The sequence below is a fragment of the Pseudomonas sp. GZJR-8 genome (assembly GCF_002916705.1).
In the GTDB taxonomy this organism is placed as follows: Bacteria; Pseudomonadota; Gammaproteobacteria; order Pseudomonadales; family Pseudomonadaceae; genus Aquipseudomonas; species Aquipseudomonas synxantha_A.
Genome location: NZ_JXSI01000001.1, coordinates 281,381 through 296,301, shown reverse-complemented (window position 1 = coordinate 296,301; position 14,921 = coordinate 281,381). Strand labels below are relative to the sequence as shown.

At 58.7% G+C, this 14,921-nt stretch carries 12 protein-coding genes and 1 pseudogene; 3 read left to right on the top strand and 10 right to left on the bottom strand.

The features are described 5' to 3' along the window. Positions 1-18: 18 nt before the first annotated feature. Together lysS and prfB are read right to left on the bottom strand one after the other, a co-directional pair. On the bottom strand, positions 19-1,521 hold the full coding sequence (lysS, locus tag TK42_RS01285) for a lysine--tRNA ligase (protein WP_005785507.1): 1,503 nt from the start codon (positions 1,519-1,521) through the stop codon (positions 19-21). A gap of 80 nt (positions 1,522-1,601) precedes the next feature. Next, a protein-coding gene (prfB, locus tag TK42_RS01280; RefSeq protein ID WP_098465888.1) for a peptide chain release factor 2 occupies positions 1,602-2,697 on the bottom strand; the annotation gives its coding sequence in 2 pieces (ribosomal slippage) (positions 1,602-2,624 and positions 2,626-2,697; 1,095 coding nt in all). 532 nt (positions 2,698-3,229) lie between these two features. Between prfB and TK42_RS01275 the strand changes: the two genes are divergently transcribed. After that, on the top strand, positions 3,230-5,497 hold the full coding sequence (locus TK42_RS01275) for an S-type pyocin domain-containing protein (RefSeq protein WP_103733438.1): 2,268 nt from the start codon (positions 3,230-3,232) through the stop codon (positions 5,495-5,497). 1 nt (position 5,498) lies between these two features. Further along, positions 5,499-5,753 carry a bacteriocin immunity protein gene (locus tag TK42_RS01270; protein WP_103733437.1) on the top strand — a complete coding sequence of 85 codons (255 nt, stop codon included), beginning with the start codon at positions 5,499-5,501 and terminating at the stop codon, positions 5,751-5,753. 146 nt (positions 5,754-5,899) lie between these two features. On the opposite strand, the pseudogene TK42_RS01265 reads toward TK42_RS01270, so the two are convergent. Continuing rightward, positions 5,900-6,055 (bottom strand): annotated as a pseudogene (locus TK42_RS01265) (diguanylate cyclase domain-containing protein); the annotation flags it as partial. 44 nt (positions 6,056-6,099) lie between these two features. Here TK42_RS01265 and TK42_RS01260 point away from each other — a divergent pair. Further along, positions 6,100-6,354, top strand: coding sequence for a bacteriocin immunity protein (locus TK42_RS01260; protein WP_103733596.1), 255 nt, complete (start codon positions 6,100-6,102; stop codon positions 6,352-6,354). A gap of 143 nt (positions 6,355-6,497) precedes the next feature. On the opposite strand, the gene TK42_RS01255 is transcribed toward TK42_RS01260, so the two are convergent. From TK42_RS01255 to TK42_RS01225, 7 genes are read right to left on the bottom strand one after another with little or no spacing between them, the layout of a single operon-like run. Further along, the gene (locus TK42_RS01255; protein WP_032877485.1) at positions 6,498-7,499 is read right to left on the bottom strand and encodes a PleD family two-component system response regulator; all 1,002 of its coding nucleotides are present in this window, start codon (positions 7,497-7,499) and stop codon (positions 6,498-6,500) included. 52 nt (positions 7,500-7,551) lie between these two features. Further along, the gene (locus tag TK42_RS01250; RefSeq protein WP_078820447.1) at positions 7,552-8,562 is read right to left on the bottom strand and encodes a chemotaxis response regulator protein-glutamate methylesterase; all 1,011 of its coding nucleotides are present in this window, start codon (positions 8,560-8,562) and stop codon (positions 7,552-7,554) included. Next, complete coding sequence (locus TK42_RS01245; RefSeq protein ID WP_103733436.1) at positions 8,559-10,838, bottom strand: hybrid sensor histidine kinase/response regulator; 2,280 nt, start codon at positions 10,836-10,838, stop codon at positions 8,559-8,561. Before TK42_RS01245 ends, TK42_RS01250 begins: the two co-directional genes overlap by 4 nt. After that, positions 10,835-11,536, bottom strand: a complete 702-nt coding sequence (locus tag TK42_RS01240; protein WP_032877488.1) for a chemotaxis protein CheW — start codon at positions 11,534-11,536, stop codon at positions 10,835-10,837. The genes TK42_RS01245 and TK42_RS01240 overlap by 4 nt, the downstream gene beginning before the upstream one ends. After that, the gene (locus tag TK42_RS01235; RefSeq protein ID WP_032877489.1) at positions 11,533-12,789 is read right to left on the bottom strand and encodes a protein-glutamate O-methyltransferase CheR; all 1,257 of its coding nucleotides are present in this window, start codon (positions 12,787-12,789) and stop codon (positions 11,533-11,535) included. The genes TK42_RS01240 and TK42_RS01235 overlap by 4 nt, the downstream gene beginning before the upstream one ends. Continuing rightward, entirely contained in the window at positions 12,786-13,298 is a 513-nt protein-coding gene (locus TK42_RS01230) for a chemotaxis protein CheW (protein WP_005785488.1), read from the bottom strand. The genes TK42_RS01235 and TK42_RS01230 overlap by 4 nt, the downstream gene beginning before the upstream one ends. Continuing rightward, complete coding sequence (locus TK42_RS01225; RefSeq protein ID WP_103733435.1) at positions 13,298-14,920, bottom strand: methyl-accepting chemotaxis protein; 1,623 nt, start codon at positions 14,918-14,920, stop codon at positions 13,298-13,300. The genes TK42_RS01230 and TK42_RS01225 overlap by 1 nt, the downstream gene beginning before the upstream one ends. Position 14,921 lies beyond the last annotated feature (1 nt).

The window sequence follows — 14,921 nt, the reverse complement described above, 5'->3', positions numbered from 1 at the left end:
CTTCGGATTTCGCAACGGTTACGCTTGTGGCCGCATGTGCGGGAACAGGATCACATCGCGGATCGATGGCGAGTTGGTCAACAACATCACCAGCCGGTCGATGCCGATGCCTTCACCGGCAGTCGGCGGCATGCCGTATTCCAGGGCACGTACGAAGTCGGCGTCGTAGTGCATGGCTTCGTCATCACCGGCGTCCTTGTCGGCCACCTGAGCCATGAAGCGCTCGGCCTGATCTTCCGCGTCGTTAAGCTCGGAGTAGGCGTTGGCGATTTCGCGGCCGCCGATGAACAGTTCGAAACGGTCAGTGACGTTCGGGTTGTCGTCGTTGCGACGCGCCAGCGGCGACACTTCGAACGGGTACTGGGTAATGAAGTGTGGCTGCTCCAGCTTGTGCTCGACCAGCTCTTCGAAAATCATCACCTGCAATTTGCCCAGGCCTTCAAAGCCCAACACCTTGGCGCCGGCTTTCTTGGCGATGGCGCGAGCCTTGTCGATGTCGTTCAGATCGTCAGCGGTCAGCTCAGGGTTATACTTGAGGATCGAGTCGAACACCGACAGACGCACGAACGGCTCGCCGAAGTGGAACACCTTGTCGCCGTACGGCACGTCGGTAGTCCCCAGAACAAGCTGCGCCAGTTCACGGAACAGTTCTTCGGTCAGGTCCATGTTGTCTTCGTAGTCGGCGTAGGCCTGGTAGAACTCCAACATGGTGAATTCAGGGTTGTGACGGGTCGAGACGCCTTCGTTACGGAAGTTGCGGTTGATCTCGAACACCTTCTCAAACCCGCCGACCACCAGACGCTTGAGGTACAGCTCCGGCGCGATACGCAGGAACATTTCCATGTCCAGCGCGTTGTGGTGGGTTTCAAATGGCTTGGCTGCGGCACCACCGGGGATGGTTTGCAGCATCGGCGTTTCCACTTCCAGGAAGTCACGCTGCATCAGGAAGCTGCGGATGTGGGCAATGACTTGCGAACGCACACGGAAGGTCTGGCGCACGTCTTCGTTGACGATCAAGTCAACGTAACGCTGGCGATAGCGCTGCTCGGTGTCGGTCAGGCCGTGGTGCTTGTCCGGCAGAGGGCGCAAGGACTTGGTCAGCAGGCGCACGCTGGTCATTTCGACGTACAGGTCGCCCTTGCCGGAACGGGCCAGGGTGCCTTCTGCGGCGATGATGTCACCCATGTCCCAGGTTTTCACCGAGGCCAGGGTTTCTTCCGAGAGGGTTTTACGGTTGACGTAAACCTGGATACGCCCGGTCATGTCCTGAATCACCATGAACGAGCCACGGTTGAGCATGATGCGACCTGCCACCTTGACCGGGATCGCCGCTTCTGCCAGCTCTTCCTTGGTCTTGTCCGCGTACTGTTTCTGCAAGGCATCGCAGTAGTTGTCGCGGCGGAAGTCGTTGGGGAAGGCGTTACCCTTGGCGCGCTCGGCAGCAAGCTTTTCCTTGCGCAGGGCGATCAGGGAGTTTTCTTCCTGTTGCAGGGCTTGCGGGTCGAGTTGTTGGTCGCTCATGTCTTTTGAAATTCCATCACAGGTACGTTTTCCCCAGCCTTCGGCTGGGGATCGCGAGCAAGCTCGCTCCTACAGGGGTGTTACAGGCCGGATTTCAGGCTGGCTTCCAGGTATTCGTCGATATCACCGTCGAGTACCTTGTCGCAGTCGCTGCGTTCGATGTTGGTGCGCAGATCCTTGATCCGCGACGCATCGAGTACATACGAACGGATCTGGTGACCCCAGCCGATATCCGACTTGGTGTCTTCCAGCGCCTGGGAAGCGGCGTTGCGCTTCTGCATTTCCTGCTCGTACAACTTGGCCCGCAGCATTTTCATGGCGGTATCCTTGTTGGCGTGCTGGGAACGTTCGTTCTGGCAACTGACCACGGTGTTGGTCGGTACGTGGGTAATACGTACGGCCGAGTCAGTGGTGTTTACGTGCTGACCACCGGCACCGGAGGAACGGTAGGTGTCGATGCGCAGGTCGGCTGGGTTGATCTCGATTTCCACCTTGTCGTCGATCTCTGGCGAGACGAAAACGGCGGAGAACGAAGTGTGACGACGGTTGCCGGAGTCGAACGGGCTCTTGCGCACCAGGCGGTGCACACCGATTTCGGTACGCAGCCAGCCAAAGGCGTATTCACCCTTGATATGCACGGTCGCGCCCTTGATACCGGCGACTTCACCGGCGGACAGTTCCATGATGGTCGCGTCGAAACCGCGCTTGTCGGCCCAGCGCAGGTACATGCGCAGCAGGATGTTGGCCCAGTCTTGGGCCTCGGTGCCGCCGGAACCGGCCTGGATGTCCAGGTAGGCGTTGTTCGGGTCCATTTCATGGCTGAACATGCGGCGGAATTCGAGCTTGGCGAGGTTTTCCTCGAGACGGGCCAGCTCGGCGACGACATCGCCCACTGCGCCTTCATCATTTTCTTCGACAGCCATGTCCAGCAGGTCACGGCAATCGGCCAGACCGGTGTTCAGCTCGTCGAGGGTGTCGACGATCTGCGCCAGCGCAGCGCGCTCGCGCCCCAGTTCCTGGGCGTATTCAGGTTTGTTCCAGACACTCGGATCTTCAAGCTCGCGGTTGACCTCGGTCAGACGCTCATGCTTTTGATCGTAGTCAAAGATACCCCCGAATAGTTTCGGAGCGCTCGGACAGGTCCTTGATGGTGTTAAGGATCGGGTTGATTTCCATGGCGGGCAGCACTCGTTGGCGAACTTTTGAAAGCCGGCGAGTATAACGGCAAACGGCTGGGAACGGCAGCCCGCTTGGCCGATTCTGCCAAGGCGGCGCTTCCTCTCCTCACGCTAGCTTCGCTAACAGATGCGCGACCACCAAAGCGTTTCCTGCGGGAGGGCGATACCCCGCGTTAGAAAAACCACACCTACTACTCGCTCAAAAATGACCGTTCATCTGTTTATACAAATAATCTGAACATCAAAATCAGAGCCCGCCTAAAAGAGCACAATCCAACCCACCCTAACAAAAACAAACAATTAGGTTTCTAGCCAAATCGCCCCAAGACTCAAGTCACAAATATACAAGAATATAAATACATCAGTTTCAGACCCGTCTTACAAATACTCCTACAGACATAAAATCAAATCAAAACGCCATCAGTTTTTTATTCCTTCCCGCTCAAATAAGTTCGATCAAAGCGACTGAGCTTTTTTCAGGACGTACAAACTTTCAAACTCGATCACTCTCATAAAAACGGAGAGACCCTATGGCCCAGCAAGGGTGGCAACCAGGACAACCTTTAGAACTCAAGCCCACGATAATTACCGCCGGGAGACGAAACACTTATTGGGGTGGTGAAGGCGGAGGCTACGCAGGAAGTGGAGATGGCTGGGGCCTTCAAGAAGGGCCTCGTCGAGGTGAAGGAGACCGTAGCCGCTTCAAGCAGTTTGACTTCCCTAGCACCACCGCTGATTTCATTGGAGAGCAACAGTACAATCAATCCTTGATTGACGCAGAGTACAGCGCACGGTTCGCAACGCTAACGACTGAAACTGAACGCGAACTCGCAGAGAAACAGCAAGCCGCGAAAGCTTCACAGCCTCTCACAGAGACAGCCTCAGCCATTCTCGATCAAAAAATCGCACTTGAAATCATCGACGCAAAAAAAACCAAATACACCAATACTGCGCCACTCATCTATGGGCTCTATGATCAAAGCCCTTTTTATCTGATGGAAAACTTAACCTATACAAAACTACGTGAAACGCTTGCATCCTCTGACCCGATAAAAAATTTGGGCGATACGTACACACTTTACGACAACGTTTGGAGAGCCGCGCAAGAACTCAAGGCTCTCTCGCTCTCCATAGACATTCTGGCTAAAAAACTTTCAGGGTTGGCAAAGGCCCGGCAAACGCTGGAGGCCAATTTAGCCGAACATGATCCTGGCTGGGCAAATTTACACAATGAGTATCTGAAGGCCATTGACGATGAGTTGGAAATTCAGGTGCAGTTGCTGCCGGAATATTTGCAGGTGGAACTCGCCTCTCTTGCCGGTTCTGTCGTTGGATTGACACCCGACCAGACCCTCATGCTTTACAAAAACACGCTGGACAAAATGATCGAAGAAACGATGGCTGCGATCAAACCTATTGACCCACCGTTAGCCATAAACCGGAACGGGTTGATGATTTACTATCCCGCAGCCAACCCACGGGTTACACCGCCACTGAGCAAACCCGAGCTTGAGGGACTGAAACAGCTTATTTATCTGCAGCAGAACACCGCTCTTGGGGTGAGATGGCTCAGCCACCATGATTTTGTGCTGAAGTCAGAGTCCGCGCGGTTTCTTGCCAACGCCTCCAATGCAATCAGCGACCTCGCAGGACGTGCGCAGCAGGTAGCCACGGCCCAGGCGCGTATTGAAGCGGTACGAGTAACCAATACCTATCGACTGTCGGGCACCGCTGCTGCGACTCAAGCGATAGTCATGACCTCAGTCGGGACTATCGCTACAGCAGAAGGCATTACCATCACGCTGCAAGCTGCTATTCGGTCAGCAGTGGCCGCATTGACGGAGTTGGTCGCAAGTACCGCGAGTGGCTTAATGGTCGGTGTTTCAGCGTTGGTCTATTCCCCCAAACTCGCAAATGGAGAACTTCCAGAGCGTTATGCGCTTGGTACACCGATCTCAACCTTGGTACCAGACCTCAACGAGTCGACGATAACCTCGGCAGTCAACGGCACAATCGACCTGCCGGTTCGAATGAGTTCGAAGACGGCTACCGATGGGCGGTCAGAAGTATTCGTGGTCACTGCCGACGGTACAAGCGTGCCTTCCAAGGTCAAGGTGGTTGCTGCGACCTATGATCCTGGGCAGAAGGTATACACCGTCACGACAAGTGACATTCCACCAAGAACGTTGATCTGGACACCTATCGTTGCCCCTGGGGATAGCTCAACAACGCTGCCCGTTGATCAACCTGAACCGCCTGTCTATGCGGGAGCTACCGTAACTCCCGTTGAAGGAAGGATTGACAGTTTTCCGGCCGCTGCTGAGGCGGGATTTGACGACTTCATCACTGTCTTCCCGGTCAACTCTGGCTTACCTCCCATCTATGTGTTTTTCAGGGATCGACGGGAAGACCCAGGAGTTGTGACAGGCAACGGGCAATCTATAACCGGCTCCTGGCTAGGAGCGGCCTCACAAGGGGAAGGCTCCCCTATACCTTCGCAAATTGCCGACAAGCTTAAAGGTCAGGAGTTTAAAAACTTCAGAGCATTTCGCGAAGCCTTCTGGAAATCTATTGCGAACGACTCGGAACTGGCGAATCAGTTCAACCGTCAAAACCTACAAAGAATACTTAACGGCAAAGCCCCATATACAAGCGAATTAGAGCATGCAGGAAAATCTGGTAAATTCGAGCTCCACCATAAGATATTCATCTCCAAAGGCGGAGACGTTTTCGACATAGACAACATCTACATAGTCACGCCAAAACTCCACAAACAAATTCATGGTAAAGGTAATTAGGATGAAAACTTCAATTTCCGAGTACACAGAAACCGAATTTTTAAACTTCGTAATCTCTCTTTGTGAGGCGAGTGCTCGTACTGAGGAAGAAGATGACGAAATGCTATTAGAGTTCACGCGCCTTACAGAACATCCTGACGGATCAGATCTCGTCTATTATCCGAGAGATGACAGAGAAGACAGCCCTGAAGGCATCGTAAAAGAAGTCAAAGAATGGCGCGCCGCTAATGGTAAGCCTGGCTTTAAAGAGGGGTAACGCCCCGGCAAACTCCGTCATCGGCTAGGCATTGATGGCGGAGTTCTTGTTTCAACCTTTCTTCATTCGCACTCAACTCACAAGCTTTGAAATTCCAGGTGTAGGATGGGCATAGATTCCTCACCTGGAGTTACGCTGGTCCCAACTCACTCAATCCCCACCTGATTGCGCCCATTATGCTTGGCCGTATACAGCCCCTTGTCCGCCGCCATGATCAACTGCCGGCAGTCCGTACCCTAGATCGGCGTCAACGTCGACAGCCCAATACTGATGGTCAGGCTGGCACCTTCAGCCGGGGCTGATGCTCCAAAACTTCACAAGCGTATTCACGGCAAAGGTAATTAAGATGAAAACCTCAATTTCCGAGTACACAGAAAGCGAATTTTTAAGCTTTGTAATCTCTCTTTGTGACAGCAGCGTTCGCACCGAAGAAGAAGACATTGAAATGGTTTTCGAGTTTGAACGCCTGACGGAGCACCCGGACGGAGCAGATCTAATCTACTACCCAAGAGATGGCAGAGAGGACAGCCCAGAAGGCATTGTAAAAGAGGTCAAAGAGTGGCGGGCGAATAATGGCAAGCCTGGATTCAGAATAGAATAACGCCGTCCTGCCCCCTGCCATCGGCTCTACAACGATGGCAGATTTCTTAGCTCAAAAACTTTCATATGTAATCAATTCGGATGAGTACGAAACTCATGAGTGCAAGGGGGAAGTCCCCCTCTCACATTGGAATTGGCCTCTAATTACTCGATACCAACCTGATTACGCCCATTATGCTTGGCCGTATACAGCCCCTTGTCCGCCGCCATGATCAACTGCCGGCAGTCCGTGCCCTGCACCGGCGTCAAGGTCGACAGGCCAATGCTGATGGTCAGGCTCGCCCCTTCTGCCGGGGCAATGTGCGGGATTTTCAGGGCCGCCACCGCCATACGCAGTTTTTCTGCCACCAGGCGCGCACCGCCCGGCGAGGTGTTGGGCAGGACCAGGGCAAATTCTTCTCCGCCGTAGCGCGCCGGCAAGTCCGAAGGGCGGCTGCTGGCGTCGCGGATAGCGGCGGCGACTTTGCGCAAGGCTTCATCGCCTTCGACGTGGCCGAAGCTGTCGTTGTAGGTCTTGAAGAAGTCCACGTCGATCATCAGCAGCGACAGTTGGGTCTGGTCGCGCATGGCACGGCGCCACTCCAGTTCCAGGTATTCGTCGAAGTGGCGGCGGTTGGACAGCCCGGTCAGGCCGTCGGAGTTCATCAGGCGTTGCAGCACCAGGTTGGTATCCAGCAACTGTTGCTGGCTGACCCGTAGCGCACGGTAGGCCGCGTCGCGCTGCAACAGGGTCATGTAGGACCGCGAGTGATAGCGGATACGCGCCACCAGTTCGATGTTGTCGGGCAGCTTGACCAGGTAATCGTTGGCGCCGGCCGCGAAGGCCGCACTCTTGATCAGCGGGTCTTCCTTGGTGGACAGCACGATGATCGGGATATTCGCGGTCGCCGGGTGATTGCGGTATTCACGCACCAAGGTCAGGCCGTCGAGGCCGGGCATCACCAGATCTTGCAGGATCACCGTCGGCTTGATGCGGATCGCCTGGGCAATCGCCTGGTGCGGGTCGGCGCAAAAGTGGAAGTCGATGTTTTCTTCATGGGCCAGGCCGCGCCGCACGGCTTCGCCGATCATGGCCTGATCGTCGACCAGCAGCACCATGGCGGCGTTCTCATCGGTCTTGAAGTCGTCGAGTTGTAAATCATTCATGTGCAGTCACCTGAATTACTACCTGCAAGCCAGCACGGCGGGAGATTTTCGATCATTTTGCAAAGACCTCCAGCAATCGGGGCGCAATTCTATCCAGTGGGCGAATTTCAACAGCAGCATCAATCGCCGCCGCCGCTTTGGGCATGCCGTACACCGCCGAGCTCTGCTGATCCTGGGCGATGGTCAAATATCCTTGTTCGCGCATCAGCTTGAGGCCTTGAGCCCCGTCGCGCCCCATGCCGGTCAGTAGTACGCCGACGGCGTCACCGGTCCAGTAACTGGCGACGCTTTCGAAAAACACGTCGATGGAGGGCCGGTAAATCTCGTTCACCGGCTCTGCGGTATAGGCTAGCGTGCCATTTTTCAACAAGCGAATATGGTGGTTGGTGCCGGCCAGCAATACCACGCCGGCCTGGGGCGGCTCGCCCTCACAGGCCAGGCGCACGGGCAGGCCGGAGGCGCTGCTCAGCCACTCGGCCATGCCGGCGGCGAAGACCTGGTCCACATGCTGCACCAGCACGATGGCGGCGGGAAAATCCCGCGGCAGGCCCTTGAGCAGAACCTCGAGGGCCGCCGGGCCACCCGCTGAAGAACCAATGGCCACCAGCCGTTGACGCTTGCCGGTGACCCGTTGCGGTGGGGGTTCGGCACGCACGCGCGTGCCGCGCTGGCCGATCAACCAACCGATATTGAGGATCTTGCGCAATAGCGGTGCCGCCGCATCCTTGGGGTTGCCTACGCCCAGCGCCGGGGTATCCACCACATCCAGCGCTCCGTGGCCCATGGCTTCGAATACGCGGCTGACGTTGGCCTGGCGGTCGACAGTGACGATCACGATAGGGCAAGGCGTGTCGGCCATGATCTGCCGGGTAGCCTCCACCCCATCCATCACCGGCATGATCAGGTCCATCAGGATCAGGTCCGGGGTCAGCTCGGCACAGCGCCGCACCGCTTCAAGGCCATTGCTGGCCACCCACACCACCTCGTGGGCGGGCTCAAAGCTCAAGGCGCGGCGCAAGGCCTCTATCGCCAGGGGCATATCATTGACGATCGCAATCCTCATGCCCGGGCGCCTCCAATCAGTTCAACCACGGCGTCGAGCAAGGCGTCGTCATGGAAACTGGCTTTGGCTAAATAATAGTCGGCGCCCGCGTCGAGTCCACGACGTCGGTCTTCTTCACGATCCTTGTAGGAAACCACCATCACCGGCAACGATTGCAGGCGACTGTCACGACGCAAAAGTGTGACCAATTCAATACCGTCCATGCGAGGCATATCAATATCAGTGATAAGCAGGTCGAAGTCCTCGGAGCGCAATGCGTTCCAGCCATCCATGCCATCGACCGCAACAGCGACTTCATAACCACGATTGAGTAATAATTTGCGTTGCAGCTCGCGTACGGTCAGCGAGTCGTCTACCACCAGCACGCGCTTGCGCGGTGCTTCGGTGGCCTGCTGGCTGCGCCGGGCGATACGTTCCAGGCGGCCGGTGTTGAGCAATTTATCCACCGAACGCAACATGTCTTCGACATCGACGATCAACACCACCGAGCCGTCATCGAGCAAGGCCCCTGCGGAAATATCCTGGACCTTGCCCAGACGATCATCCAGCGGCAACACCACCAGGGTGCGTTCACCGATAAAGCGCTCCACGGCAATCCCGTACACGGCATCGCGCTCGCGGATCACCACGACTTTCAGGGTTTGCGAAGGACTCTGCCCCGGTGGGCGCTGCAGCAACTGGCTGGCGGCAACCAGGCCCACATGCCGGCCCTCGTGCCAGAAATGCTGGCGGCCTTCCAGTTGCACAATTTCGTCGGGAGCCAGGTCACACATGCGTTCAATGTGGGCCAGGGGGAAGGCATAGGCTTCTTCGCCCACGTCCACCACCAGGCTGCGCACCACCGACAAGGTCAACGGCACTTCCAGATGGAAGCGACTGCCCTGCCCCGCCGTCTGCTCCAGTACCACCGCGCCACGCAGTTGGCGAACCATGTGCTGCACCGCATCCAGGCCAACGCCACGACCGGACACCTCGGTGACCTTGTCGCGCAAGCTGAACCCCGGCAGGAACAGGAACGTCAGCAATTCCTCTTCGCTCAGGCGCAGGGCAGTTTCCACCGGCGACAGATTACGTTCGACAATGGTGCCGCGCAGCCGCTCCAGGTCGACACCGTTGCCGTCGTCGCTCAATTCCAGTACCAGCAACCCGGCTTGATGGGACGCACGCAGGCGGATCAGGCCTTCCGCCGGTTTGCCTGCCAGCAGCCGCTGCTCGGGCGTTTCGATGCCGTGGTCGACAGCATTGCGCAGTAAATGAGTGAGCGGTGCTTCAAGTTTTTCCAGGACGTCTCGATCGACCTGGGTCTTTTCGCCTTCGATTTCCAGGCGCACTTGCTTGCCCAGGCTGCGACCGAGGTCACGCACCATGCGCACCTGCCCCGCCAGCACGTCGGCAAACGGTCGCATGCGGCAGGCCAGCGCGGTGTCGTATAGCACCTGGGCGCGCTGGCCTGCCTGCCAGGCGTACTCGTCAAGTTCCGCGTTTTTATCCGCCAGCAGTGCCTGAGCTTCGCTCAACAAGCGGCGGGTATCGGCCAGGGCTTCCTGAGTCTCAAGATTCAAATCCAGGTGCTTGAGGTGACCGTCCAGGGTATCGAGGGCGCGCAGGCTGTTGCTTTGAATGCGCTTGAGGCGTTGCATACTGGCCAGGTGAGGCTTGAGCCGCTGGGTTTCCACCAGGGACTTGCTCGACAGGTCCAACAGGCTGTTCAAGCGCTCGGCGGTGACCCGCAGCACGCGCTCGCCACCCTCGGTGATGCGCTTGTTCTGACGCGGTGGCTCACTGCTGACGGGCGGTGCAACCTCTGGCTCTTGCGGCAATGCTTCAACGATAGGCGCCGGAGCAGGCTCGGGCTCAGCTTTTGGCGCAGGCGTAGCGGGTGGCTGCGCCGGGTCAAGCAGACGCTCCATCAACGCCACGTACGCCTGGATATCCAACGGCCCCACGCTGTTGCCTGGCGTGGCGATACGCATCAGCAGGTCAGTGCCTTGCAACAACGCATCGATATGTTCCGGTTGCAGGTACAGACGACCTTCCTGGGCGCTGACCAGGCAGTCCTCCATGACGTGGGCCACGCTGACCCCGGCATCCACGCCAACAATCCGCGCCGCTCCCTTGAGCGAATGTGCGGCGCGCATACAGGCTTCAAGTTGATCCGCCTGGGTTGGGTTGCGCTCCAGGGCCAGCAGGCCGGCGCTCAAGACCTGGGTTTGCGCATCGGCCTCCAGGCTGAACAGCTCCAACAGCGAGGCATCACGCATCTGATCGGGGGTCATGCGAGGCTCCGGGTCACGGCGGACAACAATTGCGTTTCGTCCAGCCAGCGCAGGCTGCGGCCTTTGAACTGCAACACACCTTGGGTATAGCGTGCGCTGGCCTGGGTACCGGAGGCCGAAGCCGCGTTCAAGGTGCGCTCATCGATGGCATGAATGCCATCCACCTCATCCACCGGCACGACGATCGGACCGTCCTGGGCGGCAATGATCAACATGCGCGGCATGATCCGCCCGCCACTGGGCACGCTGCTGGTGCTGTCCAGGCCCAGCAGTTCCACCAGCGACAGGCATGCCACCAGCGCACCCCGCACGTTGGCCACTCCCAGCAGCGCACGGGAACGCTGGTGCGGCAAGGAGTGGATCGGTTGCAATGGCGCCACTTCCACCAGGCAGCGGGTGGCGATACCGAGCCATTCTTCACCGAGGCGGAACATCAACAGCGAACGGGTGACCACCTCGCTACCCGCTTCGGCGGCGGCCTGCGGGCGCTGATCATCCTGCTGCAGGGCGTAGCGGTCGAGCAGGCGCGTGGCGGCGGCGGAATACACCGAGCAGTTGCGGCAGTGAATATGCTCGTCCAGCAGTGGGCAGGACCTGTCGCCATGAATGCCGATACGGTTCCAGCAGTCATCGATGGCTTGGGTATCGGTCAGCGTCAGGTCCAGGCCTGCAGTGTCGAGCGCGTCAGGGCTGTTCATCGTTCGGACTCACTGTGTGCTCGCTCGCTACGAGCGGCGCGGGCTTGTAGCCGGCGCGCTCCCGCACTGTCGCCCTGGGACTCGAGCAACGCAGCCAGATGCATCAAGGCCTGCGAATGCTGCGGTTCCAGGTACAAGGCTTTTCGGTAATATCCCTGGGCTTCCAAGGCGCTGCCCGCCACATCGCTGAGCAACCCCAACCAGTAGAACACCTGGGCAACCGGCGGGTGGCTGCTTAAATAACGCTCACAGGCGGCCCGGGCCTCGGCACTTTTGCCTTCATTGGCCAGGGTCGCGATCTGGCCGAGCAAATCCCCTGCGTCGGTGTGGGGCACCTTGACCGGCGGCACCTGAGTGCTGACCGTGCTGAACGGACGCGGCTTGAGTGGTATCGGTGCTGCACTGCGCTGCGGTGCTGGCGCAGGCATCGGCACGAATACCGGCGGCGGGGTCTGCTCTATGTGTCGACTGAAGGCAAAGGATTGCGGCACGCCAATCGAACGCATGCCATGGCGCCCCAGCAGGCTGCCCTCGGCCGGGCCGATAAACAGCACACCGTCCACATGAGTCAGTTCCTTGAGCACATCAAAGACTTGCTTCTGGGTCGGCTGGTCGAAGTAGATCAATAGGTTGCGGCAGAACACAAAATCGTAGGTCGGCTCGTTGGCCAGCAGTGTCGGGTCGAGCAAGTTGCCCACTTGCAGACGCACTTGCTCGCGCACCCGGTCGGCGATGCGGTAACCGCCCGTTTCTTCTGTGAAGTGGCGGTCGCGAAATTCGAGATCGGCCCCGCGAAACGAGTTCTTGCCGTACACACCGCGCCGGGCACGTTCCACCGACAGCGGGCTGACGTCCATCCCCTGAACCTTGAACTGATGGGGCGCCAGGCCCGCATCCAACAAGGCCATGGCAATCGAATAGGGCTCTTCGCCAGTCGAACACGGCAGGCTGAGGATGCGCAGCGCGCGCATCTGCTTGATCTCGGCCAGGCGCAGCAGGGCCAGGCGAGCCAAGGTCGCGAAGGATTCGGGATAGCGGAAAAACCAGGTCTCGGGAACGATCACCGCTTCGATCAGTGCCTGCTGCTCGTCGTGGGAATGTTGCAGGAGCTGCCAGTAGGCCTCCGTCGACTGCGCCTGGGAGGCTTGGCAGCGCTGGCGCACCGCACGCTCGATGATCGCCTCGCCCACCGAGGCAACGTCCAGGCCGATGCGTTCTTTCAAGAACGCCGAAAAACGCGGGTCACTGCTCATAGGCTCAACTCGGCGCAAAACAACAAGGCGCGTACTTCAGCGCTCAGCAGCTCGGCAATGCCAATCCACTGCATCAAGCCCTGTGCATCCTCGCGTACCGGCCCCAGGTAGGGCGCCTGCTGGTTGTCCACGCCATAAGGCTGGAACTCGGCGGGGTCGCAACGCAGGGTATCGGTGGCCTGCTCCAGGATCAGCCCCAGCCCACGCGCTTCACTCCAGGGTTGCGGCTGGTAGTTGACCAGCACCAGCCGCGTGCTGGTGCGAGCCTGGGCCGGGGTGCCGAACGTCAGGGCACTGACATCGATTACCGGCACCAGCGCGCCGCGATGCGCAAAGATACCCGCCACCCACAGTGGTGCATGGGCGATGGGTTTGAGCGGCAGGCGCGGCAGCACCTCCGCCACTTCGGTGGCCTTGAGGGCAAAGCGTTCGTTGCCGATGCGAAACACCAGGAACAACGCCGTTTTCGCTGCCGGGACGGCGACGCGTTTAGCCGCGAGATCGCTCATCAGACTTTGAAACGCGACACGCCACTGCGCAGACCCACCGCGACCTGGCTCAGCTCATCAATGGCAAAGCTGGCCTGACGCAGGGATTCGACGGTCTGGCTGCTGGCATCGCCCAATTGCACCAGCGCGTGGTTGATCTGTTCGGCGCCGGTGGCCTGGGCCTGCATGCCTTCGTTGACCATCAACACCCGCGGCGCTAGGGCCTGTACCTGGTGGATGATCTGCGACAGTTGCTCGCCCACTTGCTGCACTTCGAACATACCCCGGCGGACTTCCTCGGAGAACTTGTCCATGCCCATCACGCCCGCCGACACCGCTGACTGGATCTCACGCACCATTTGCTCGATGTCGTAGGTTGCCACGGCAGTCTGGTCGGCCAGGCGGCGCACTTCGGTGGCCACCACGGCAAAGCCGCGACCGTACTCACCAGCTTTCTCCGCCTCGATGGCGGCATTGAGAGACAACAGATTGGTCTGGTCAGCCACCTTGACGATGGTCACCACCACCTGGTTGATGTTGCCGGCCTTCTCATTGAGGATCGCCAGCTTGGCGTTGACCAGGTCGGCGGCGCCCATCACCGAGTGCATGGTCTCTTCCATGCGTGCCAGGCCCTGCTGGCCGGAACCGGCGGCCACCGAGGCCTGGTCGGCGGCGGTGGACACTTCGGTCATGGTACGCACCAGGTCCTTGGACGTGGCCGCAATCTCGCGGGAGGTGGCGCCGATTTCCGTGGTGGTGGCTGCGGTTTCCGTGGCGGTGGCCTGTTGCTGCTTGGAGGTCGCGGCGATCTCGGTGACCGAGGTGGTGACCTGCACCGACGAACGCTGCGCCTGGGACACCAGGGCAGTCAGCTCGGTCATCATGTCGTTGAAGCCGGTTTCGACCGCGTTGAATTCGTCTTTGCGCTCCAGGTTCAGGCGCTTGCTCAGGTCGCCGGTACGCATGACTTCGAGGATCTGCACGATACGCTGCATCGGCGCCATGATCGCGCGCATCAGCAACAGGCCGCACAGCGCCGCGGCGAGAATCGCCAGCAGCAGCGAGATGCCCATGCTGACCTTTGCCGCTGCTACGGCATCATCGATGGCAGCGGTGGCATTGTCGGCGACCTGTTTGTTCTCATTGATGATGTCGTTGAGCTTCATGCGGCCTGCGGTCCAGGCGGGGGTCAGTTGCTCGTTGAACAGCCTCAGCGCCTCGGCCGGGTTGTTGCTCTGATGAGCCGCCAGGACTTGGGCAAGAATGGCGTTGTAGTTCTGGTGCAGTTTTTCGAAGGCATCGAATTCGGTGCGATCCTGGGTGATATTGATCGTGCCCGCGTAACTGGCCATGTGCTGCTCAAGCCGCGCTTCGAATGACTTGTAGTCCTGCTTGTCTTCATCGGAAATGCCCTGGTTTTCGTGGATCCCGACCAGTTCCTGGGTTTGCAGGTAGCTGTCGACCCAGGCACTGCGGATCATCGAACTGAAAAACACGCCGGGCACGGCGTCGTCGCGCACGGAGTTTTCGCTGGCTTCGATCTTGAGCAAGCGCGAATAGGAGAGCACCACCATCAGCAGCATGATGGCGATAATTACCGCAAAGCTCGCCAAAATCCTTTGGCGCAGGGTCCAGTTCTTCACA